The following is a 22,890-nucleotide window of genomic DNA, read 5'->3' as shown; positions in this document are numbered from 1 at the left end:
ATCATAAAAAGTGAAACGAACTACGTTGGGATAGGACTATGAGACCAAGGGTGTTACTGGTAGAAGACTCTACTTCACTAGCCATACTTTATAAGCAGTATGTCAAAGACGAACCTTATGACATTTTTCATGTCGAAACAGGTCGCGAAGCAATTCAATTTATTGAAAGAAGCAAACCTCAGCTCATCATTCTCGATTTGAAACTGCCCGATATGTCTGGTGAAGACGTATTGGATTGGATAAACCAAAATGACATTCCTACCTCCGTTATTATTGCTACAGCGCATGGCAGCGTAGACTTAGCCGTTAACCTAATTCAAAAAGGTGCGGAAGATTTCTTAGAAAAACCTATTAACGCTGATCGCCTAAAAACTTCTGTTGCATTACACCTCAAACGCGCCAAATTGGAAGATTTAGTAGAAAATATTCAGTCCAAGTTTGATCGCCATAACTATCACGGATTTATCGGTTCAAGTCTCCCAATGCAGGCGGTATATAAAACTATTGATGCCGTTGCTCCAACATCTGCCAGTGTCTTTATTGTGGGTGAAAGCGGCACAGGTAAAGAAGTCTGTGCTGAAGCCGTGCACCGTCAGAGCGACCGTAAAGACAAACCTTTTATTGCTATAAACTGCGGGGCTATCCCACGAGATTTAATGGAAAGTGAGATTTTTGGCCATGTTAAAGGCGCATTTACCGGGGCCACAACAGACCGAAAAGGTGCTGCGACGCTGGCTCACGGTGGGACGCTTTTTCTCGATGAACTGTGTGAAATGGAACTTGAGATGCAAAAGAAGTTGCTCCGTTTTCTTCAAACAGGAACCTACACACCGCTTGGTGGCACTCGAGAGATGAAGGTGGATGTTCGAATCATTTGTGCCACCAACCGAGATCCATTAACAGAAGTGGAAGAAGGTCGTTTTCGTGAAGATTTGTATTACCGCGTACACGTAATACCTATCGATATGCCCCCCCTACGTGAGCGAGGAAGTGACATCGTCACGTTAGCCAAGCACTTTTTGACCACTTATGCTAAACAGGACAAAAAGAAATTCTCAACAATCGACAGCGAAGCTCAACATATCATCAAGCACTACGAATGGCCGGGTAATGTAAGGCAATTGCAAAACATCATACGTAACATTGTAGTGCTTAATAATGACGAAAAAGTCACGGTGAATCACCTACCCGCTCAACTGACTAGAAAGTCTAAAACGGTGAGAACATCCACTCCCGCACATGTAACTCAAGAGCCTGCAACCCCTCCAACAATAACATCCCAACCTGTGTATGTTGAGGAACAATCGGCCCCCGCTAGAGAACCGTCAATACCGACACCGGAACCTAACATACAATCCTCAGCGGCTGCCTCGCCGTACTTTAACTCTGATGGAACCATTCGCCCTATGTGGCAAGTGGAGCGTGAGGCGATTCAAAACGCAATCGCATACTGTGATGGCAACGTTCTCAATGCCGCCGTAATGCTGGAGCTAAGCCCATCTACGGTTTACCGAAAAAAACAAGCGTGGGAAGCGGATGAAATTAATCTCGAACAATCTTGAGAAACCTGACGTTGGTGAAATTTGGATTTTTCTTGATAGCCGCCTGTTTGGCGGTATCGAAAGTCACGTCATAGAGCTTGCTCGTGGATTAATGACATTTGGGCACAAAGCACGTGTTGTCTTAACGACTGAGTACTCGCCACCAGCACAGATTGTAGAGAAAGCAGAAGAATCCACCATCCCTGTGAGTTACTTGAACCATTTGTCTGGTGAGCCACATAAGGCATTAAAGATCAAACACCTAACAAGCGCGGTCGCCAATCACCAACCATCGGTCATTCACTCCCACGGTTACAAAGCGTCAATCTTAGCGCGCTGTGCCAAGCTACTCACGCGCACATTTCCTCGCTTGATTTCAACTTATCATGCAGGAGAATCATCCTCGGGCAAAATGTGGCTCTATGATTGGCTTGATAGAAGTTCAGGCTACCTCTCTAACCACTGCTTTTCCGTCAGCCCAAGCATTCAGCGCAAAGTCATTTTCCCTTCGGAACTGCTGAATAACTTTGTTTCGATTCCCGATCGTAATCTCAACTATCAAGAAATCGCTTTCGTCGGCCGATTGAGCCAAGAAAAAGGTGCCGACCAATTTATCGAAGTAGCTAAGCTCTGCCCAACACTGCATTTTAGTGTTTTCGGTGATGGACCAGAAAGAGAATCACTCGCCCAAATTGCCCCTTCAAATGTGACATTTTTCGGTCATCAAACTGAAATGGAGACCGTTTGGAAAAACATTGGCGTGCTGGTAATTTCTTCTCGCTATGAAGGCCTGCCTATGGCGGCGCTTGAAGCAATGGCTAGAGGAATAGTCGTGATGAGCCTACGCGTGGGTCGCTTGCCCGATATTATCCAAACTGGCGAAAATGGCTTTATTGTCGATGACGTCCCATCTCTCGCTCAATGCCTTAAACATTGGATGTCTCTTGATGAAGCGCAGCAATCTCTCATTCGTCAAAACGCTCGGCAGACCATTATTGATGATTTCTCGGCGCAAAGCGTTATTCCTGTATTGCTACGAAAATATCAAATTGAAACGGAGCAATAAGCCATATTGGTTCTCAATATGAGAATATTGCTTCTCCCCTTAAGTCCAAGCACAAATATCTAATAATATTCAAACACATAAACTAATGGCATATTTTGGCATCTCTGTTGCAACTCAGCAGTTAACACAAGTTAATGATGAGACAGAGGTGACTTATGATTACTCCAAAACGCATTCTATATGTTCATTATGGTGATAACTGGATTCGCGGCAGTGAAGTGGTACTTCTGGATCTCATCTCAGGGATTGACCGTGATAAGTTTGAGCCATTCGTGTGGTCAAACTGCCAGCCACTAATCGATAAGTGTCAATCGCTCGGAATTGAAGCGGAACATTCTGTTTTCAATCTCGTTGGTGGCTGGAGTGCGCCTCGCTGGGATATTAGCGGATGGAATAGCCTTATCAAACAGGGCTCAGCACTGATCGAAAAACACAATATCGACTTGGTACACGTTAATAGCGGTGGTCCTTGTCAATGGATGTGCTTGGCTGCACGCATGAATCACATCCCACTTGTCACCCAACTTCATTGTCACTATACATTGCGAGATCGCTTCTCTCTTGGGTTACACCTCTCCCCAAAATTGATTTGCGTTAGTAAAGATGTCGGTCGTGACATTATTCAGGACGGTTACCCAGAAGACCAGCTTTATGTTGTGCACAACGGTGTATCGCTTCAAGACTCTGATACGCCCGTTGATATCAAGGCTCACCTCGGAATACCTCCACAAGCGTTTACCTTCCTCTCGGTAGGTTCGTTGATTAAAAGAAAAGGATTCGACCGCCTTATTCGCGCTATGCGCATGCACAATTACCATCACGATAATCCTCATCTTGTTATCGTTGGCGATGGCGAGGAAAGAGAAACATTGCAACAACTTGCTTCGGATCTCGGTATCCAAGACAGAGTCCACTTTGTCGGGGAAAAAAGCAATGCTGGTGCATGGATGTCTGGGAATGCAGACGCTTTTATTAGCGGCGCCTATGAAGAGGCCTTTGGTCTCGTGCTCGGGGAAGCGGCTTTAGCTCAACTGCCTATCGTGGCTCCTAAAACAGGAGGCATCCCTGAGTTGTTCGAGCATAATCACTCTGCACTACTGTACCAGAATCGCGGAATGGCAAGCTTATTAAACGCTATCCAACAAGTCATGCAAGATGCAGCGCTAAGAAACAAGCTAGCTGAAAACGCCTATCTTCATGCTAGCCAAAACCTCACGACTGCAGCATCCATAAGCGCCATTGAACGTATTTATGAAGGTGAGCTTGAGAACAACAGTATTACACCAATGCCAATGACTCACTGCATGAAGCCTCTTTCACGCTGGTTGAGCATCAATTGAGGAGGCCAGTCATGAAACGTGTATTAATGTTCGACGCCATCCCAATGCAAGGTGGTTCTAAAATTGCGAATGCAGAGCTCCTCAAACAGTGCGATAAACTGAACGTAATTGGTTATCTGCTGACCACGAATCCAGAGCATTGGGAGTCACTACTTAGCGATACGCCTCGTGTGCAGATTATCAAAATCAAACCATCACCATTGAGCTCCACTCATGGCCTCACTTACTGGTTAATGAACGCGTATTACTTTATCCAACTGATTTTTGCGTGCATGAAACTACCAAAGATAGATAGCTTTTTAGGTCTATCTTGCCCAAGTAACGATATGCCTTTGTACTTACTAAGATTAATCAGCAAAAAGCCTGTGGTACAAATGGTTCATGGTCCAGTTGGTCGTTCAAGATCTTCCGGCTACTGCTTGGTAAAAGCATCCGCAATTTATTACTTGGCAAACACCCGAGAATCGATGCTAGAGGCCTTACAGGTCTACCTCAAAACAGAGAAGCCAGCCACTGAACGCTATTGGTGTGGTTTGAATGCGTCTACGTTTGTTAACGGACTATCGAGAGACCGTTGGCCAAAACAAGCAAATCCGATTTCAAACCGCGTCTTCTGGGCGGCCAGCTTACTAAAATGGAAGAACATCGATCTTTTTCTTGATGCTTTAACACTTGATAAGACAAAAGAGATCAAATCTACCGTGTGTTACATCAAACCAAATGTGGCAGGTGTGGAATATTCAACACCAGACTTCACCACAAAAGGTGTTGAATGGCATGAATGCCCAGATAACCTCGATGACCTACGCTCTCAGTGTGGTGTGTTTGTTTCCACCAGTGTTAACGAACCTTTTGGATTATCCATTTTAGAAGCTCTCGCAGCAGGCATGTGCATCGTCATCCCACATGATGATAGCTACTGGGATCGCGTATTGACGCATGGCCGCAATTGCATCAAGTACACACCAAACAATGTGGCGTCGTTACATAACGCAATTCGCCTTTTGAATGAGTCTCCATGGATGAAAGTGACAATGGGTATAGAAGCACTCAACGTTTCTCAACTTTATACGGCCGAACGTTGTTATCTGCCAATCGCTCAGCACCTTGCAGCAGAATCCGCACCGAATGGCGATTGTAAACTTAAAACACCGCGATACATCAAAGGATATGACCATGTCTAAAGCAATGACCAACATGTCGCTGTTCGCTATCGCGTTAGTGATAAACAAAAGCATCAGCTTAATCATGCTGCCTGTATTGCCCCACTTTCTCTCACCAGAACAAATGGGCAAGCTTGAACTGCTTACCACCTTTGGCGTTGTCACAACCTTATTCGTCAGTTTCGCTTTGCATGAAGCGCTGTATCGATTCGTCGGGGTTGAAAAGGATCAAAATACGCGCACAAGCCTACTAAACCAGCTGTACTCACTTGCTTTGTTCATCGCTGGCATCGTGGCTTTATGCCTACTCGCTATCATTATGCTCGCGCCTATTCCTGCACCTTTTACGCGAGTCGAGTTTGCTATTGTTATGTTTGCTATCGTTCTAGAAGGCAGTATCGCAATCGGCACAGCTTGGTTGAGAACGCAGGACGACAAAGCAAGAACCCTACTTAACGTCATGGTGACTACCACTGTTTTTCAGGTCATTTTCATCATCACGGCTCTGTCTGTTCACCCACATGTTATTGCTGTTTTATGGGGTGGCTTGTTGGCTGCTATTACTCAGTTTGTCTGGCTGCACATCATTAACCGCTACAGCATGACTCTGCCAAATCTGACAGTGGCGAAACAATACCTAAATTACTGTCTGCCAATGATGATGGCTGGATTGGTTGCGTTTTGTCTCAATGGCGCTGAACGCTGGTTCATCGGCGCGAACGCCTCACTTGCGACATTAGGGATTTACGCGATAGCCGTAAAATTTGCGGTTGGCATGTGTATTTTAGTTCAGCCATTTGGCATGTGGTGGATGCCACGTCGATTTAATTACCTAGAAGGTCGTAAGAGTACAGAAGCTGTGCGCATCACTCATCTAGGCATGATTTACATTACAGGTTTAAGTGTTGCAGTCGGCACATTAGCAATGGTGATGATCACTTACCTGTTACCAGAAACCTATCATGAGGCGGTACTGTTCAGCTTGTTCTTACTGCCTATCGCCATGCTAAAAGAGTGGAGCGAACTCATTAATATTTCCATTTTGTACAAGCGTCGTACTCGCTGGTTACTGGGTATTAATGTCGTCTCAGCATGCGTTGCAATTGCTTTGCTGTTTGGCCTATCGTCTCTGGGTATCTATGGAGTTTTCATTGCGCTTTATTACGCTCAACTGTGTAAGCTTGGCCTTACTTATGCGGTAGGCCAACAATGCATGCCGTTGCCTTTTCACCTAAGTCTGATGGTTTTATTGCAGATTATCTCCGGTGTGGCACTGTTCCTGCTTCACTCTTCACAATCAATAGGCATCGCCATCGCAATTTGCATTTTGACATGCACTTTGCTGGCAGGGATAGCCACTCGCTATATGAGTAAAGAGACGCTAAATGCGCTCACTCGATACATGGTGAAATGGCGTGGACAGGTGAAGAGATACTCGTTATGACTGAAACCAAGGTGAGAAGAAAGCAGTCCATCGCAGCGCTGACGATTACCGTCTGTATCGGCCTGCTTTGGATTGTTATGCCTCACCCTATTTTGATTGTCGCACTATGTTTCGCCCCACTTGCTTTACTGTTCGTTCTCAACCAAACGTTTTGGCTCGTCACGCTGTTCGTTATTTTTTCATTCTTCCGTATTCATGAAGCGTTTCCCGTTATCTATAACTTTAAGATCCCATTGCTACTATCATTAGGGGCACTGGCCGCACTTGCTTTCCACCTTTTGATAAGTCGCCAGCTTACGGCTTTTTGGCACCCTTCATTAAAATGGCTGTGCATATTTTGGGGGCTGGTGATCATCGGCATCGTCTTCGCCTCCAGTCGTGACATTGCCATTACAGTTTTCAAAAATACCTATTGGAAAATCATCATTATGACATTGGCGATCACCTGGCTTATTACCAAGCCTGCTCAGTTGGCACAAATGTCGAAAGCGATAATTTTCGCCGGATTGTTGATTGGTTTAGTCGCATTACAAAACGCAGCGAATGGCATTGATTTAGTGGAAGGAACGCGCGTATCGATTGGACGCTCCATAGGTTCAGTACTCGGCGATCCGAACGACTTGGCGCTGGTGTTAATGTTTCCCCTCGCCTTTACCGTTAGTCAGTTAATGGAGAAACGTTCACCTAAGCATCTCCGACTCTTTGCACTTGTTACCTGTTTGGTATTGTTTTTTGCGATTATTGAGACACAAAGCCGCGGAGGCTTGTTAGGCTCTCTATCGGTATTTGCGTACTTTGCCTTTAAGTACATCAAAAGCAAAACGTTAGTCTTAGTACTAGGCGCCGTCGCAGCCATCGTACTCTACGCATTTGCTGGTATCTCAGGGCGAGAATCGGGTGGCGCAGCCGAGGATGGTATAGATGCCTCTGCGATGGGGCGACTTTACGCGTGGGAAGCCGCATTTAAAATGGCTCTCCACCATCCGTTAACTGGGGTTGGGCTTGATAATTTCTACTTTAATTACTATTTCTATAGCCCTCACTGGGATGGTATCAATCACGCCGTACACAGTACTTGGTTTGGCGTATTAGCGGAAACGGGGTTTGTTGGACTCGCCGTGTTCATTACATTGATTGTGTCATTGATTCGAACCTCTTTGCATTCTATTTCACTACTGACGCCAACATCGGATTACACCCTATCTGTTGGAGCAAATGCAGTCTTAAGTGGGCTGATCGGGACCATCGTATCAGGCACCTTCCTCACTCAAGGTTTCACTTGGCCAATTTACATTCTGGCGGCATTAACGGTAGTCGTTAGCCGAATCGTTCAAAGTGATTGTCAAAATGAGAAACCCTAATTTCAAATACCAACAGAAAGCCCAATCATCTGTTTTATAACAAATAAATCCTTGGCACGTATTGTGATTACTCTCTTGATTAGTAATCAAATAACAAAGACTCAAGGAGAGCCACATGACAGACATCGTAGTATTTGGAGAAGATTTTGGCGGGTTACCCTCCTCCACTCAACACATTGTCAAACGACTAGCAACGAGCCACCGCATCCTTTGGGTTAACTCAATCGGTCTTCGTCAACCTAGGCTGACCACTAAAGACATGCAACGTGCGTTAAACAAGCTCACTCGTGTATTTAATAACGCTGGATCGCATAAGCCAACGTTAGAGTCTGCAATAAACCCAAATATTCACACCATTAACCTACTCACTATTCCTGCTCCAAGTTCTGCGCTGGCAAGAAAAGTAGCGGCTAAGATGATGAAATACCAGCTCAATAAAAAATTACACGCTCTTGGTTTTGATAAGCCTATATTTTGGACATCGCTCCCAACGGCCGCAGATGTTTGTGCGGAAATGAATTCACGTGGGCTAATTTACTATTGTGGCGATGACTTTAGCGCTTTAGCTGGTGTTAACCACGACACGGTTGCCAAGCATGAACGTACACTGGTTAACGCGGCTGATGTGATTTTTACAGCAAGTGACAAACTCGCCACTCAATTTCCATCTGGTAAAACCGTCACTTTGCCTCACGGTGTCGACTTTAGTCTGTTTTCTGAGCCAGCACCTAAGGCTGAAGATTTTCCTAATGATGGTCGCAAAGTGCTGGGCTTTTATGGCAGTTTGTCTGAATGGTTAGACTACGACTTAATTGCCCAAGTCGCAGACCAAGCGCCTGACTGGGATCTCGTGTTCATCGGCCCTAACGAGTTCAGTGATAATCCGCTTCCACAAAGAAGCAACATATACTACCTGGGCCCGAGAGCGCATCACACTCTGCCACGTTACTCCCAACACTGGGATGCCAGTTGGTTGCCCTTTGTTGATAACGCTCAAATCAAGGCATGTAATCCGCTTAAACTTCTTGAGTACTTGGCAACAGGAACCCCTGTTATCAGCACACCGTTTCCTGCATTAATGCCCTACAAACATATGCTTCATGTGGTTCAAGATGTCGAAGACGTGTGTGCCAGTCTCGATCACCTCCTACCGCCACCGACAGATTCAAAGTCATTTGTTCAACAGCAAAGCTGGGAAGCAAGAGCCCACCAAGTTGATAAATTAGTGAGGGCGCTATGAACGATTTAAGAGAAAACCTCAGCGTACTGTTACATGGTGCTTGGAGACGTCGCTACATGATCGTTATTCCTATGCTTGTATTGCCTGTGCTGGGTTTCATCGTAAGTAAACTGGTTCCGACGACTTATGTCGCTCATACAAGTATGCTTATCCAAGAGACAGCGAAAATGAACCCATTCCTTCAAGATCTTGCCGTCTCAACCATGCTGAAAGATCGATTGAGCGCACTCAGTACCTTGCTAAAAAGCCGACATGTTTTGTACTCAGTTGCCAAAGAACAAGCGCTGATTAGTGACGAAATGAGTGCCAAAGAGCAAGAGTTCATCATTAAAGATCTCGCGTCGCGTTTGTCTGTTCAGCAGCTCGGTAAGGACTTCATTCAAATCCAACTACGAAGTGGCAAACCGAATGGCATGGAGTCGATGTTACTCTCCGTCAGCGAACATTTTGTCGAACAGCTTTTAGCTCCTGAACGATCTTCAATTAAAGATTCAAGTCACTTTTTAACCATCCATATTAATAAACGCAGAGAAGAGCTGGATAAAGCAGAGCAAGCGTTCGCGGAATACAAGAATACTTACTCTCACGCGACGCCTGAAATGCAAGCACAAAGCCTGACTCGTCTGGCAAGCCTTAAACAAACCTTGGCAGAAAAAGAAGCGGAGCTTGCTGGTGTTACCCGAAGCCTAGGTAGTTTGGACCAACAGCTTTCTAAAACCAACCCGGTTATCGGTAAGCTTGAAGAACAAATCATCGACATTCGTAGTGAGCTCACCTTGCTTCGCGCCAAGTACACTGAGGCACATAGCATGGTTCAAGGCAAGCTACGAGAGTTAAACCGCTTGGAGCAAGAGCGCTCAGTACTATTGAACTCTAAACAACCGGAATTAAACAGCGCCCAACTTTGGGATATCGCAAGCAATACCACCGTAAACAGTCTTGGAGAAGCTCAGCCTCTTCTGGTCTCTCAGCTTCACCAACTGCAAATTATGCGCGGACGCTTTGAAGCCCTCACAGAAGAAACCAATAGCTTACGAACAATGATTCAAGAGTTAGAAAGTAATGCGCATCGATTTGGTAGCACAGCAACAGAAATTAACCGCCTAGCTCGTGATGTCGCGGTAAAAAGAGAAATGTATGATGACCTTGTAGAGCGTTATGAAATGGCTCAATTAACTGGTTCACTTGGCGTATTTGAAGAGAATAAACGCGTGAAAATCATTGATGAACCTTTCACACCAACCATTCCGTCTAACTTACCTAGTTTTGTGTTTGTCATTTTAGGGTTTATCGGTGGCGCGGGTTTGGGCATTGGATTAGCGACGATACTTGAGTTAGCAGATAACTCTATCCGCTCTAAAAGAGCATTAGAAAAGCATCTTGGCGTTCCTGTGATCACCACCTTACCTAAAGTGGTATACGGAAGCTAACAGCCGTTAACACTCTATTACAAGCACTCGCTCAGCGAGTGCTTTTCTTTTTGTGCTTATTCTAACTCTGCATAAGGTTTCCACTAATATGAATCTCAAATTGAGAATAAACATCGCCCTTCATATGCGCCACCATTAACTCCATGTTTTTAAAAACTTAATTTTTTGGCACGCAGTCTGCAATTCCTGAATAAACAAAGAACTCAACGAGGGTTTGAGAATGGAATTCAGACAAAAACAAAATAGCACTCAACGCAATAAAAAAGTGATATTACACGTCGTGCAGCACTTAGCTCCTGGCGGTTTGGAAACGCTCGTATTAGAGATGCTTCGTTTTGCGCAACCGAATCATTCCGTGTTTGTCGTAAGTTTAGAGGGAAGCAAAGCGCAAGCACTGCAATGCTGGTCAAAACTCTCGGCCTACCAAGGCCAACTGCACTTTCTCAATAAGAAACCTGGATTCAGCGGAAAAACCATCAGTACGCTGACTTCCATGCTCAAAGGACTTAAGCCTGATGTGGTCCACACTCACCATATCGGTCCACTATTATATGGTGGGATTGCGGCACGCTTAGCGCAGGTGCCAGTAATTATCCATACTGAGCACGACGCCTGGCATCTGAATAACAGAAAGTCAGCTCGACTTCAGTCCCTACTGCTAAAAATGATTCGTCCACATGTGGTTGCCGATGCGAACTTTGTCGCCGAACAAATCCAGACAAAACTGAATTACCGCAAAGTCTGCACCATACATAATGGAATCGATTGCCAGAAATTTCAAAGCGGTAATCAAGCAACCAAGAGAAACTTGTTTGGGCTTCCAGCCAACAAAACCGTGATTGGAGTGGCTGGACGTTTAGAAGCAGTTAAAGGCCATAAAGTGCTTATCGAAGCCTTCTCTCATCTTACGCCAAACACACACCTAGCCATTGCTGGAGATGGTTCTCAGAGAGCTCAATTGGAAGCACAAGTTAGAACGTTAAAACTTGAGGATCGCGTTACCTTTTTAGGCTTGGTCGATGATATGCCCAGCTTTTACCAAAGCCTCGATTTATTTTGTTTACCGTCGCTTCAAGAGGGTTTCCCCCTCTCAACACTAGAAGCTCAAGCATGTGACATTCCTTGTGTCGCAACCGATGTTGGTGGCGTGAAAGAGACGCTCTGCCCGATTAACAGCACATTGGTTGAAGCCAACCGAGTGTTCTCTTTGGCGGAAGCTTTGTCGCAGCAATTGAAATCAACCCATGGTTCTCCTCGAACTTTTATTCTCAAACATTTTGATATCAGAGACATGGTGAGTCGCTACTCACGTTTGGCCAAGGAGGCTAGCTATGAATGATTTACTTTGGATTACAGGTTTTGGTTTATCCGCATTTTTGATTGTCTATCATCATGTTGGTTATCCATTGCTACTTAAATGGCTTCCTTTAAAACAGCAAAAAACCACAGCACCATTTGTAGAGCGAGCTTACAAAGCCTCTCAAACAGACAGTCAGTTACCATCTATTACTGTCATCGTGCCCGCCTACAATGAAGAACAATGGATAGCAGAAAAGATCCGCAACCTTGCGAGCTTAGATTACCCAAGAGATAAATTGAAAGTGGTGATCGCATGTGATGGCTGCACAGATAACACAGCCGAGATTGCTCAAGCGACGATTCAAGAAGCAATCTGCTCCGATACACTGTTCATCATTAATGACCACCAAGTCAATCGCGGTAAAGTTGCCCTACTCAACGAAGAAATGCGTCATGTTAGCTCGGACATTACCGCACTGAGTGATACATCGGCATTGATTTCTTGCGATTCTCTGTTGCTAGCTAGTCAGCATTATCAAAATGAGAAGGTTGGAGTGGTTAACGCGACATATCAAATAATGAGTACCGATAACCAAGGTGAAGCAGCGTACTGGCAATACCAGTCTCGAGTGAAGCACCAAGAATCCTTGCTAGGTTCAACGATTGGTTCTCACGGTGCGTTTTATACATTCAGAACCCACCTATTTGAACCACTTGAAGTCAGCACCATCAATGACGATTTTATTCTCCCTATGAGAATCGTTTTGCGAGGCTATAACGCTATCTACGAACCTAACATGCTGGCTCTTGAACTCGAACAAAGCTCAGACGACGCAGACTTCAAGCGACGCCTAAGAATTTCAGCGGGTAACATGCAGCAGCTCATGCAATTAAAGAAATTACTGCTACCTCGCTATCGTGGCACTGCCTTTGCATTTCTATCGGGAAAGGTTCTGCGCTTAGCAACACCCTATTTGATGATTGTTTGCTTGGTTTGTTCACTACTACTGGCACACAACCCGCTTTTTCAAGTAATGCTGCTCGCTCAAGCCTGTGTTTATGGTATCGCACTTGTCACTTACTTGGTGCCTGCACTTAACACAGTCAAGCCTTTTAAACTGATTAGCTACATCGTCATTGGTCATCTCGCCAATTTCATCGGCGGTATGAAGTATTTGCTAGGAATGGAAAATGGACGTTGGAAACGCGTCAACCAATAAGGAAAGCATCATGAAAAACTCACGCTACGATTCAAATGTATGCCACGCGAAAAGAACGTTTGATGTACTGGTTGCAATGTTTATTTTGCTCGTCACTGCACCGCTATTCCCATTTATCGCGCTAGCTATAAAAATCACATCGAAAGGCCCAGTGATCTATCGTCAACTGCGTGTTGGGCGCTGTACACCAGAAAAAATGGATCTTTTTCAAATCATGAAATTTCGCACCATGTATATTGATGCGGAGCAACGCTCCGGTGCAGTTTGGGCAACCGAAAATGATCCTCGAATCACACCAGTAGGACGTTTTTTACGTAAGACGCGTTTGGATGAGTTACCACAGCTGTTTAATGTGTTGAGAGGTGAAATGTCGATGATCGGACCACGTCCAGAGCGCCCTGCTTTCTACCAAAAGTTGGAAGATGAAATCCCTTATTTTGTAGAACGCACATATGGCGTATTACCAGGAATTACAGGCCTAGCGCAAGTTAACCAAGGCTATGATGCTTGCATTGAAGATGTACGACGTAAAGTTGGTTTTGACCACAGTTACGCACTAAGCTTAGGTTCGTTCTACTCTTGGATTTCAATGGACCTTTCAATCATGAGTAAAACATTCGTTGTAATGATTGATGGACGAGGCCAGTAGTTTCTCGATTCTGGTAACGGTCACTCTTGCCACTGGCGTCGCATCTTTTCGATGGTCGCTGGTGGCACATCATGAATGCTTTGATACGCTCCGCGACACACTTTAACTTCCACCTCAATGCGCTTCTTCACGCAGTAGTCCAAGTAACGCTTCATCTCCCAGTGCCGAACAAACGTATTACTCACAATCACGACTTTCCTTTTGTTCAACCACTTTCGAGTTTGCTGAAAACACCATTCGTGCGCTTGGGGCAATTGAGTCGGGTTAAAGTGATAATCACCTTCATCATTTTCAAAATACATGTCAGCTTCAAAATGCTTAGCACCAAGCTCTATCGCCAATTGCTTTGCTAAGGTTGTTTTACCTGAACCTGGAAGTCCACGAATAAGAATGAGTTTAGCCAGTGACATAATGCTGTTAAATGAGGTGGGAATAAGCCCAAACTGTAACGGAATTATTGAAAAAGAAAAGTAGAAATAAAAATGCCGAGCGCATTAGGCTCGGCATTTAAATCCAATAGTGGATAGTGTTTATTTGTAAGCTGACAGTTCCGTTCTTAACCCTTTAACCAAGCTTACACACATCAACAACAGAACAAAGGTAAACGGTAATCCCGTTGCAACCACGCCTGACTGCAATGCTTGCAAGGCTTCTTTGCCACCAACCCAAAGCATAACGGCTGCAATTGCACCTTCAATACAAGCCCAGAAAATACGTTGTGGAATTGGTGCATCAATCTTACCACCCGCAGTGATACTATCGATAACCAGTGAGCCAGAGTCTGATGATGTAATAAAGAACACCAGAATCAGCACGATAGAAAGCATTGAAATCACTGAGCTATACGGAAGCGCATCGTAAACATGGAACAGAGTCAGTGAAATATCAGTTAGACCATTTGCACCTAGCTCACCCACTTTATTCACCACTTGGTCAAGCGCGATACCACCGAATACAGACATCCAAATCAAGGTAACGACAGTAGGAATAACGATCACTGCGAACAGGAATTCTCGAACCGTACGACCTTTAGACACACGCGCGATAAACATACCAACAAATGGTGACCAAGATACCCACCAAGCCCAGTAGAATACCGTCCAGCCGTGCATCCAAGTTTCATCTTCACGACCGTGAGGGTTGCTCAACGGAATAATATTTTCAATGTAAGCCATTGTTGTGTCGCGTAGCGAACCCCACGCCGTATCAAACGTGATAAAGGTAATGAAAATAAGCAGGGCAAACGCAACCACCATATTGACGTTACTCAGTAGCTTAACACCACCATCAATACCACGAATTACTGATAGCACCGCGATAAAGGTAACAAAGGTGATCACAATCATTTGTGTACCAATGCCGCCTTCTAGACCAAAGACATGGTTAATACCACTGGTCGCCTGCTGAGCACCGAGACCCAGCGACGTTGCAAGACCAAACAGCGTGGATAAAACGGCAAGAATGTCGATAACATGCCCTAACCAACCCCATGCTCGGTCACCAAAAATTGGATAAAACGCCGCGCGCAATGAAAGCGGTAAACCCTTGTTAAAAGCAAAAAATGCAAGTGCTAGTGCAACGAGTGCGTAAATACTCCAACCATGCACACCCCAGTGGAACATGGTGGCACCCATCGCGAGAGATTTCGCTTCTTCTGTGTATGGCACTGCGTTCAGTGGCATTCCCCACCAATCAGTGAAGTACGCGGTCGGCTCCGCCACACTCCAGAACAGAAGGCCAATACCCATACCAGCAGCAAAGAGCATCGACAACCAAGAAACGGTTGAGTGATCCGGCGTTGCTTCTTTGCCACCTAAGCGGATTTTACCCAGCGGAGAAAAAAGAAGAGCAACAGCGAATAATAAGAAGAAGTTTGTCGACCACATAAAGAACGCATCAAACTGTTCGATAATTCCGTTTTTCAGACCGTTTAATACATCACGAGCAGTGGTTGGCTCAACAAGAAGAAGTGAAATTAGACAGAAAACAACGAGACCCGCACTGATGCCAAAAACGGGGTTATGTATGTCGAATCCCCACTTTTGAACGTTGTCCTGTCCAACCTGATAGTCTGTTGTGTCGATACTATATTTTTTAAATGCATTATCCATAAATACAAATTTAACGTGAATTTGAAACGCCCCTCAGGTGAGAAGAACTCCAATACCGCCCTCCATTAATTTGAACTCTAAAGTTTTAAAGCGGGGCGAAGTTTAGCAGTAATCACATATTTTTGCAAAAAATCGCCATTTATTGCATTTTTGGCTCAGTTAAAGGCAGATGAGAACAAAGTAATATCAACACAAAAATTATGAGGTCTAACGATTGATTTTATCGTAATTTGATCGTTCGAAAAGCACTGGAAATACTTGCGCTCTGTGGCTTTATCATTGATGGACGCGTAAATTGAGATAAGTAACACTGACTTGGTTTCAAAGCTAGCGATGAAACCATGTCAGTAAAGTTTTCATATAGATTGAGTATTATAGGAAATGGAAGGTAATATTCCCCGTCACACTGCTCACGGTGTCACTATCGCTGTCAATATCCACGCCAAACGCTTGATAGCTTGCCCCAATAGAAACATTATCGAGCAAGAAGTATTCGGCACCGACACCATACATGTAGGAGACACCATCATCTTTATCTAAATTTCTCAGTCCGCCGTCATAATCAACATTGAATGCATTGATGCCACCTTTGGCATAGACATGAAGCGGCCCAAAGTCGATGCTTGGTTTCGCTGCTAAATAGAATGAATCAAAATCAGCACTACCCCTGCTGCCACTCAGTGATAAATCCACCTTGCCGTGGTTAAAGTAACCTGCTTCAATGCCAATGAATGGCAAAATACCAGTACCTACATGAATACCGTAGGTTGTATCGTTTTCGCTATCGATATCAGATTGACCGATTTGACCGCCAGCGTAAATCCATGAGTCAGCCATTGCTGATGTTGAGCACAACGTTAGAGCTAATAACGAGAGTGTTTTTTTCATACTATCCCTTCCTGAGCGATTCCTAAGCGAAACATTACGCAAATATGCGCATTTAATCGCCACTATATATTGGAAAGCATGAGCATTTTAAGATCCAAAAGTGAATAATTTATGTTCAACTTTTGTTTTGTGACTTCCAGACAAAAAAACACCGACATAAAGTCGGTGTTTTTCATATGGGTGTTAGAAAGCTAGACGCTTATAGGAAATGCAGTGTTGCGTTAACAGAGAACGTGCCGATATCGTCTTTACCCGCCGTGTAGTTCATGTAGCTAGCACCAACAGACATCGGACCAAAAATGAAGTACTCAGCACCTACACCGTACATTAGATCCAAATCGTCATCGTCTTTACCGCCTTTCACTTCTTTGTCCCACTGGTGGAAACCACCTTTTGCATACACATGCAGTGGACCAAAGTCGATGCTTGGCTTAAGTGCTGCGTAGTAAGACGTTAGCTTAGTGTCTTGACCATTTACGTTAAATTCACCGTGTTGCGTTACACCCGCTTCAATACCAATGATAGGTAGGATGCCTGTACCAACGTGAACAGAGTATGATGTATCCGTCTCACCTTTGTAGTCAGACTGACCTACTGTTGCACCACCGTAAATCCAAGAATCTGCCATTGCCGCAGAAGATGCGCCAAGTAGCGCCACTGCTAATAGAGTTTTTTTCATCATCTACCTTTACTCTTTATTATTCCCACGTCTGCATAACTCAGTCGTTGGTACTACAAATAAAGGGAGGCGAACCATTGCCTCCCAGAACTAAAAAATAACGCTTATTGAGTTACTAGCAATTAGTGTACCAGTAACCTCATACGCGATAATTGCAAATCTGACGCTATTTTACTGGTTGATTAGCAAGCATCAATCGCGTTTTTGACTCGTTTATCAGAAACAGGATAAGGAGTGCCTAATTGTTGAGCAAAGTAACTCACGCGAAGCTCTTCAATCATCCAACGCACTTCTTTTACGTTTTCAGGAATGGCCACGCCTTTCGGGATCTTATTCAGCAACTCTTTATAGTCTTGAGTCACAGATTCAATCTTCAGCATATGTAAACGATCTTTGTTTGGATCGATTGGCAACTTCTCCATACGACGCTCTATCGCACGCATGTAGCGAAGAATATCCGGCAAGCGTTTCCAGCCACATTCCGTCGCAAAGCCTTTGAAGATCAAGCCTTCAATTTGTGCTTTGATATCGGACAGAGCAAACGCCATAGTGAAGTCGATTTTGCCTTTGAGCTTCTTATTGATGCTGAACGCCGTTGTCAGAATAGTCTCAACCTGTTTCGCGATCTCTACGACGGTATCACCCAGTTCAGCACGAACGTGTTCTTTCAACGCTTCGAACTTCTCTGGCTCCCAAACTAAGCCACCCTGCTCTTCAATAAGCTTATCGACACCACAGGCGATACAGTCATCAATCAGATCAAGCACTTTGCCGTAAGGGTTAAAATACAAACCCAACTTCGATTTGTTCGGTAAGTTAGCGTGCAAATATTTAATTGGAGACGGCACATTCAACAAAATCAAACGACGCTGACCAGCACGCATTGCCGTTATCTGCTCGTACTCCGTTTCGTAGAGTTTGATTTCAACGCTGTCTTTACTATCAACAAGTGCTGGATACGCTTTTACATCGTAGCCACCACGTTTTTGTTGATACACTTTCGGCAATTCACCGAAGCTCCACGTATGCAGACCTTGCTGTTCAATATCGTCATCCGCCACTTTAGAAAGCGTTTCTTGAACTTTGTCTTTCAAGCTCTCTTTCAATTCGTGAAGATCTTTATGTTCCTTCAGTTTGCGATTTCGATGATCAACCGCTCGGAACGTGACTTTCAAGTGTTCAGGCACCTGTTCCAAGTTCCAGTCTTCACGCAACACTTCTACACCCGTCATGCGGCGCAGTTCTTTTTCTAGCGAGTCTAGCAGCGGCGCTTCCATTGGTGTTACGCGTGCTAAGAATGCATCGGCATAGTTCGGCGCAGGTACAAAGTTCTTACGAATCGTCTTCGGCAGCGATTTAATCAAACTAACAATAAGCTCATGACGCAAACCCGGGATCTGCCAGTCAAAGCCCGCTGGTTCAACTTGGTTTAAAATCGGCAACGGCAAATGCACTGTGACACCGTCACTATCATCGCCTGGTTCAAATTGGTAACTCAACTTGAGCTTCAAACCATTTTGATGCCAGAAGTTCGGGTAATCCAAGTCGGTGACATGACTAGCGTCGCCCTTGAACAGCATCTCTTTTTCAAAGTTCAGCAGTTCAGGATCTTCTTTCGATGCTTTTTTCCACCACGTATCGAAATGTTTACCAGACACCACTTCGGTACCAACACGTTGGTCATAGAAATCAAACAGCTCATCATCATCCACCAAGATGTCACGACGACGAGATTTGTGTTCAAGCTCTTCCACTTCTTGCAGAAGCTTGCGGTTTTGCTTAAAGAACGCGTGTTTGGTTTCCCACTCACCTTCAACCAATGCACTACGAATGAAGATTTCGCGACTTACGGTCGAATCGATACTGCCATAGTTCACCAAACGTTTCGGTACGATTGGCACGCCGTAAAGCATGACTTTTTCGTGCGCCATCACCGCCGCGCGTTTCTTCGACCAATGCGGTTCGCTGTAACTGCGCTTGATAAGGTGTTTGGCTAATGGCTCAATCCACTCCGGCTGAATCTTGGCAATGATACGGCCCCAAAGTTTCGAGGTTTCCACCAACTCGGCTGACATTATCCACTTAGGTTGTTTCTTAAATAGACCCGATGCAGGGAAGATATGGAAACGAGCATTGCGCGCGCCTTGATATTCATTCTTTTCTTGGTCTTTCATACCGATGTGCGACAGCAAACCAACCAAGATCGCACTGTGTACACCATGGTAAGAAGCAGGCTCATCGTTAAGTTTGAATTCCATTTCACGCATCGACTGATGAATTTGGAAGTAAACGTCTTGCCACTCGCGAACGCGCAAGTAGTTCAAATAATCTTGCTTACACTGCTTGCGGAACTGGTTGCTAGACAACGCTTTTTGCTGCTTTTGGATATATTCCCACAAATTCACAAACGTCAGGAAGTCCGACTCTTCATGGAAGAAACGACGGTGCTTATCATCTGATGATTGTTGTTTGTCTGAAGGACGTTCGCGTGGATCTTGAATCGACAAGGCCGCTGCAATGATCATCACTTCTTTAAGCGCACCATATTTTGGCGCTTCCAAAACCATACGCGCCAAGCGTGGGTCGATTGGCAAACGAGCTAATTGGCGACCGATGGAAGTCAGGCGTTTTTTCGGGTCTTTTACCTCAGAATTAATCGCGCCAAGCTCTTCCAGCAAACGAACACCATCTTGGATGTTACGTTTGTCCGGCGCTTCCACAAATGGGAAGGCTTGAATGTCGCCCAAGCCAAGTGCGGTCATCTGTAAGATAACCGATGCTAGGTTGGTACGCAGGATCTCGGGATCGGTAAACTCTGGGCGCGACTCAAAATCTTCCTCTGAGTACAGACGGATACAGATACCCTCTTCCACACGACCACAACGACCTTTACGTTGGTTCGCACTCGCCTGAGAAACCGGCTCGATTGGAAGACGCTGAACCTTGGTGCGGTAACTGTATCGGCTGATACGAGCCGTGCCCGGGTCGATAACATATTTAATACCCGGAACGGTTAGCGAGGTTTCTGCCACGTTGGTTGCCAGTACAATTCGGCGACCAGCATGAGGTTGGAAAATCTTGTTCTGCTCGCCCGCCGACAAACGCGCGTAAAGCGGCACAATTTCGGTGCTCTTCAGATTGCGTTTAGACAGTGCATCTGCGGTATCACGAATTTCACGCTCACCGTTCATGAAGATCAGGATGTCACCTAAACCTTCATCGCACAATTCGTCGACCGCTTCGAAGATGCCTTCAAGTTGGTCACGATCATTGTCGTCATCACCGCTTAGTGGGCGGTAACGCGTTTCTACTGGGTAAGTACGACCCGATACTTCAATGATTGGTGCATTGTTGAAGTGTTTTGAAAAACGCTCTGGGTCGATGGTTGCCGACGTGATAATTACTTTCAAATCAGGACGGCGTGGTAGCAACTCTTTCAAGTAACCCAAGATGAAATCGATGTTAAGGCTGCGCTCGTGCGCTTCATCGATAATAATGGTGTCGTATTGATTCAAGAAACGGTCATGCTGAATTTCAGCCAGCAAGATACCGTCCGTCATCAATTTGATTTGGGTATTTTCAGAGATCTGATCGTTGAATCGAACCTTGTAACCAACAAACTCACCCAACTTAGTTTCCATCTCTTCGGCAATACGGTTCGCAACCGAACGCGCCGCAAGACGACGAGGCTGAGTATGGCCAATCAAACCGTACTTACCGCGACCAAGCTCAGCACAGATTTTTGGCAGCTGAGTGGTTTTACCAGAACCGGTTTCACCCGCGACGATAACCACTTGGTTTTCTTCAATCGCTTTAGCGATGTCGTCACGCTTTTGGCTGACGGGCAGAATTTCTGGGTATTCAATCGTTGGTTTGTAGTTGCTGCGTTGTTCCGCAACCATCATCGATTTAGCAATGTCGAGTGCAATTTCATCAAACACAGCATTACGTGCTGCATCTTTCTTAATTTTGCTCGCACCAGAAATGCGTTTACTTAAACGGAAGCGGTCACGCATCATGCACTGGCTTAACGCTTTGCGTAGAGACGCCGCGCTATTCACTTGAGCCTGAGGTGCTTTATCTTGTTTCGCTGTCGCCTTTTGCACACCATTTGACGGTGTCGCTTGCTCTTTAGCGGGATTCTTTTTTGGGGGCTGTGACGAAGTCAAAGCGTTTCCTATTCTTTTCATTACAAAAACTGCGCGGATTGTATCACACAAGATCTGCAACAAGATAACCGAAACCACATTCAAATTTTTCGAACATGTTCAGCGAATCCCTATACTTTTTAACCAACGTGCCTCGCTTATAATGGCTCCCATAGTCAAAAGCACTTATTTAAGGAATAACCATTATGTCTCGTGTACTAGCTCTAAAATCAAGCATCCTTGGCGATTACTCTCAATCAAACAAACTGGTTGAAGACTTCATCAAAAATGTAGACCAAGACAAGCTAACTGTTCGTGATTTGGCTGCCAACCCATTACCAGTTTTGGACTTCGCCGTTGCCACTGCACTTCGCGCAACGGAAGATCTTTCACAAGAACAACAAGAGGTTGTCGAACTGTCGGATACCCTTATTGAAGAAGTAAAAGCCGCAGACACTTTGGTTATTGCCGCACCAATGTATAACTTTACAATTCCAACTCAGCTTAAAAACTGGATTGATTTGATTGCTCGTGCTGGCGTGACATTCAAATACACTGAAAACGGCGTTCAAGGCCTGATCGAAGGTAAGAAAGCGATTGTCATCACGACTCGCGGTGGTATCCATAAAGATTCACCAACTGACAACGTCACACCATACCTGCGTACCGTGCTAGGTTTCGTTGGTATCACTGATGTGGAATTTGTTTATGCGGAAGCGCTAAACATGGGTGAAGATTTCGCTGCGAAAGGCATTTCTGAAGCGCAGAGCCAACTTGCAGCGATAGCGTAAATTGGCCTAAGTTCAAGAACAAGTAGAATACAAATAACAAGGGATTGGTTCGCGCCAATCCCTTGTCGATCAAAATACCCTAATCGTGTTTAGAAGTTATCTTATTTCTCCCAGAGCGATTCACTTTCTCTAAGTTGTGTAGCGCTTCGTGATAGAGCTTTTCCAAAGACTGCTCAGCTTCGTTTATCATATTCTCAATCATCGCATCAAACGCGACATCACTCGGAATTTCGAGATCGTCTCCAACGTCAACCTCAAGAGAATTGACGTACAACACTAACCATTCATCACCCTCTAAATGTCCTTCCCCGTGGACGACAAAAAAGCGCTTGGCAAATTCATCGTTGGTACAGTTTATCGCCTCAATTTGAATATTGAATGAGGAGTCGATACTCATGGTGCTCATGCCATCCGATTCATCAGATGCATCACAAACAGCCTTAACTTTGGCACGATACACGAAGGTTCGCGTTGAAAGCAGCATTGTATTATTCATCATTACTCATAATGGGCGATAAAG

18 protein-coding genes are annotated in these 22,890 nt (G+C 44.9%); 12 read left to right on the top strand and 6 right to left on the bottom strand.

Annotation, left to right across the window (positions count from 1 at the left end):
- Positions 1-38 precede the first annotated feature (38 nt).
- From FKN08_RS04365 to FKN08_RS04315, 11 genes are all read left to right on the top strand, one after another.
- On the top strand, positions 39-1,562 hold the full coding sequence (locus tag FKN08_RS04365; protein WP_170891420.1) for a sigma-54 dependent transcriptional regulator: 1,524 nt from the start codon (positions 39-41) through the stop codon (positions 1,560-1,562).
- Positions 1,537-2,607, top strand: coding sequence for a glycosyltransferase family 4 protein (locus FKN08_RS04360; RefSeq protein WP_047008759.1), 1,071 nt, complete (start codon positions 1,537-1,539; stop codon positions 2,605-2,607). Before FKN08_RS04365 ends, FKN08_RS04360 begins: the two co-directional genes overlap by 26 nt.
- Positions 2,608-2,762: 155 nt before the next feature.
- Positions 2,763-3,947, top strand: coding sequence for a glycosyltransferase (locus tag FKN08_RS04355; RefSeq protein WP_170891419.1), 1,185 nt, complete (start codon positions 2,763-2,765; stop codon positions 3,945-3,947).
- A gap of 11 nt (positions 3,948-3,958) precedes the next feature.
- Entirely contained in the window at positions 3,959-5,131 is a 1,173-nt protein-coding gene (locus FKN08_RS04350; RefSeq protein ID WP_006742943.1) for a glycosyltransferase family 4 protein, read from the top strand.
- Positions 5,124-6,554, top strand: a complete 1,431-nt coding sequence (locus FKN08_RS04345) for a lipopolysaccharide biosynthesis protein (RefSeq protein ID WP_170891418.1) — start codon at positions 5,124-5,126, stop codon at positions 6,552-6,554. The genes FKN08_RS04350 and FKN08_RS04345 overlap by 8 nt, the downstream gene beginning before the upstream one ends.
- Complete coding sequence (locus FKN08_RS04340; protein ID WP_170891417.1) at positions 6,551-7,915, top strand: O-antigen ligase family protein; 1,365 nt, start codon at positions 6,551-6,553, stop codon at positions 7,913-7,915. Before FKN08_RS04345 ends, FKN08_RS04340 begins: the two co-directional genes overlap by 4 nt.
- Before the next feature lie 115 nt (positions 7,916-8,030).
- Positions 8,031-9,155, top strand: coding sequence for a glycosyltransferase (locus tag FKN08_RS04335; protein WP_139059793.1), 1,125 nt, complete (start codon positions 8,031-8,033; stop codon positions 9,153-9,155).
- Positions 9,152-10,585 (top strand): chain-length determining protein, encoded by a 1,434-nt coding sequence (locus FKN08_RS04330; protein ID WP_006742947.1) that lies wholly within the window; start codon positions 9,152-9,154, stop codon positions 10,583-10,585. The genes FKN08_RS04335 and FKN08_RS04330 overlap by 4 nt, the downstream gene beginning before the upstream one ends.
- 220 nt (positions 10,586-10,805) lie before the next feature.
- Positions 10,806-11,924, top strand: a complete 1,119-nt coding sequence (locus tag FKN08_RS04325) for a glycosyltransferase (protein WP_170891416.1) — start codon at positions 10,806-10,808, stop codon at positions 11,922-11,924.
- Complete coding sequence (locus tag FKN08_RS04320) at positions 11,917-13,104, top strand: glycosyltransferase family 2 protein (protein WP_046875243.1); 1,188 nt, start codon at positions 11,917-11,919, stop codon at positions 13,102-13,104. Before FKN08_RS04325 ends, FKN08_RS04320 begins: the two co-directional genes overlap by 8 nt.
- Before the next feature lie 10 nt (positions 13,105-13,114).
- Complete coding sequence (locus FKN08_RS04315; RefSeq protein WP_005394228.1) at positions 13,115-13,753, top strand: sugar transferase; 639 nt, start codon at positions 13,115-13,117, stop codon at positions 13,751-13,753.
- Positions 13,754-13,773: 20 nt separating this feature from the next.
- Here the strand turns inward: FKN08_RS04315 and FKN08_RS04310 are convergent, their stop codons facing one another.
- The 5 genes from FKN08_RS04310 to hrpA all read right to left on the bottom strand — a co-directional run bounded on the left by FKN08_RS04310 (position 13,774) and on the right by hrpA (position 21,600).
- Positions 13,774-14,163, bottom strand: coding sequence for an ATP-binding protein (locus FKN08_RS04310; RefSeq protein WP_139059795.1), 390 nt, complete (start codon positions 14,161-14,163; stop codon positions 13,774-13,776).
- Between the two features lie 120 nt (positions 14,164-14,283).
- Positions 14,284-15,864 (bottom strand): BCCT family transporter, encoded by a 1,581-nt coding sequence (locus FKN08_RS04305; protein ID WP_005394224.1) that lies wholly within the window; start codon positions 15,862-15,864, stop codon positions 14,284-14,286.
- A gap of 372 nt (positions 15,865-16,236) precedes the next feature.
- On the bottom strand, positions 16,237-16,752 hold the full coding sequence (locus FKN08_RS04300) for an outer membrane beta-barrel protein (protein ID WP_005394222.1): 516 nt from the start codon (positions 16,750-16,752) through the stop codon (positions 16,237-16,239).
- A gap of 199 nt (positions 16,753-16,951) precedes the next feature.
- Positions 16,952-17,431 (bottom strand): outer membrane beta-barrel protein, encoded by a 480-nt coding sequence (locus FKN08_RS04295; RefSeq protein ID WP_005394221.1) that lies wholly within the window; start codon positions 17,429-17,431, stop codon positions 16,952-16,954.
- A gap of 182 nt (positions 17,432-17,613) precedes the next feature.
- Positions 17,614-21,600: an ATP-dependent RNA helicase HrpA gene (gene hrpA, locus FKN08_RS04290; protein WP_170891415.1), complete on the bottom strand. Its 3,987-nt coding sequence runs from the start codon at positions 21,598-21,600 to the stop codon at positions 17,614-17,616.
- A 185-nt stretch (positions 21,601-21,785) separates the two neighbouring features.
- Here hrpA and FKN08_RS04285 point away from each other — a divergent pair, with 185 nt between their 5' ends.
- A complete protein-coding gene (locus FKN08_RS04285; protein ID WP_167426600.1) occupies positions 21,786-22,370 on the top strand; it encodes an FMN-dependent NADH-azoreductase in 585 nt (194 codons plus the stop codon).
- Between the two features lie 79 nt (positions 22,371-22,449).
- Here the strand turns inward: FKN08_RS04285 and FKN08_RS04280 are convergent, their stop codons facing one another.
- Positions 22,450-22,866 carry a hypothetical protein gene (locus tag FKN08_RS04280; RefSeq protein WP_249373351.1) on the bottom strand — a complete coding sequence of 139 codons (417 nt, stop codon included), beginning with the start codon at positions 22,864-22,866 and terminating at the stop codon, positions 22,450-22,452.
- Between the last annotated feature and the right edge of the window lie 24 nt (positions 22,867-22,890).

This window comes from Vibrio sp. 1-2 (7-a), assembly GCF_013048515.1.
Classification (GTDB): domain Bacteria; phylum Pseudomonadota; class Gammaproteobacteria; order Enterobacterales; family Vibrionaceae; genus Vibrio; species Vibrio diabolicus.
This window is presented reverse-complemented; position numbering and strand designations above follow the sequence as displayed.

Coding starts and splice junctions, on each gene's coding strand:
- FKN08_RS04295 (WP_005394221.1), bottom strand. CDS start 17,431: ATGAAAAAAACTCTATTAGCAGTGGCGCTACTTGGCGCATCTTCTGCG.
- FKN08_RS04300 (WP_005394222.1), bottom strand. CDS start 16,752: ATGAAAAAAACACTCTCGTTATTAGCTCTAACGTTGTGCTCAACATCA.
- FKN08_RS04305 (WP_005394224.1), bottom strand. CDS start 15,864: ATGGATAATGCATTTAAAAAATATAGTATCGACACAACAGACTATCAG.
- FKN08_RS04355 (WP_170891419.1), top strand. CDS start 2,763: ATGATTACTCCAAAACGCATTCTATATGTTCATTATGGTGATAACTGG.
- FKN08_RS04330 (WP_006742947.1), top strand. CDS start 9,152: ATGAACGATTTAAGAGAAAACCTCAGCGTACTGTTACATGGTGCTTGG.
- FKN08_RS04310 (WP_139059795.1), bottom strand. CDS start 14,163: ATGTCACTGGCTAAACTCATTCTTATTCGTGGACTTCCAGGTTCAGGT.
- FKN08_RS04350 (WP_006742943.1), top strand. CDS start 3,959: ATGAAACGTGTATTAATGTTCGACGCCATCCCAATGCAAGGTGGTTCT.
- FKN08_RS04335 (WP_139059793.1), top strand. CDS start 8,031: ATGACAGACATCGTAGTATTTGGAGAAGATTTTGGCGGGTTACCCTCC.
- FKN08_RS04285 (WP_167426600.1), top strand. CDS start 21,786: ATGTCTCGTGTACTAGCTCTAAAATCAAGCATCCTTGGCGATTACTCT.
- FKN08_RS04360 (WP_047008759.1), top strand. CDS start 1,537: ATGAAATTAATCTCGAACAATCTTGAGAAACCTGACGTTGGTGAAATT.
- FKN08_RS04345 (WP_170891418.1), top strand. CDS start 5,124: ATGTCTAAAGCAATGACCAACATGTCGCTGTTCGCTATCGCGTTAGTG.
- FKN08_RS04320 (WP_046875243.1), top strand. CDS start 11,917: ATGAATGATTTACTTTGGATTACAGGTTTTGGTTTATCCGCATTTTTG.
- FKN08_RS04325 (WP_170891416.1), top strand. CDS start 10,806: ATGGAATTCAGACAAAAACAAAATAGCACTCAACGCAATAAAAAAGTG.
- FKN08_RS04280 (WP_249373351.1), bottom strand. CDS start 22,866: ATGAATAATACAATGCTGCTTTCAACGCGAACCTTCGTGTATCGTGCC.
- FKN08_RS04365 (WP_170891420.1), top strand. CDS start 39: ATGAGACCAAGGGTGTTACTGGTAGAAGACTCTACTTCACTAGCCATA.
- FKN08_RS04340 (WP_170891417.1), top strand. CDS start 6,551: ATGACTGAAACCAAGGTGAGAAGAAAGCAGTCCATCGCAGCGCTGACG.
- FKN08_RS04315 (WP_005394228.1), top strand. CDS start 13,115: ATGAAAAACTCACGCTACGATTCAAATGTATGCCACGCGAAAAGAACG.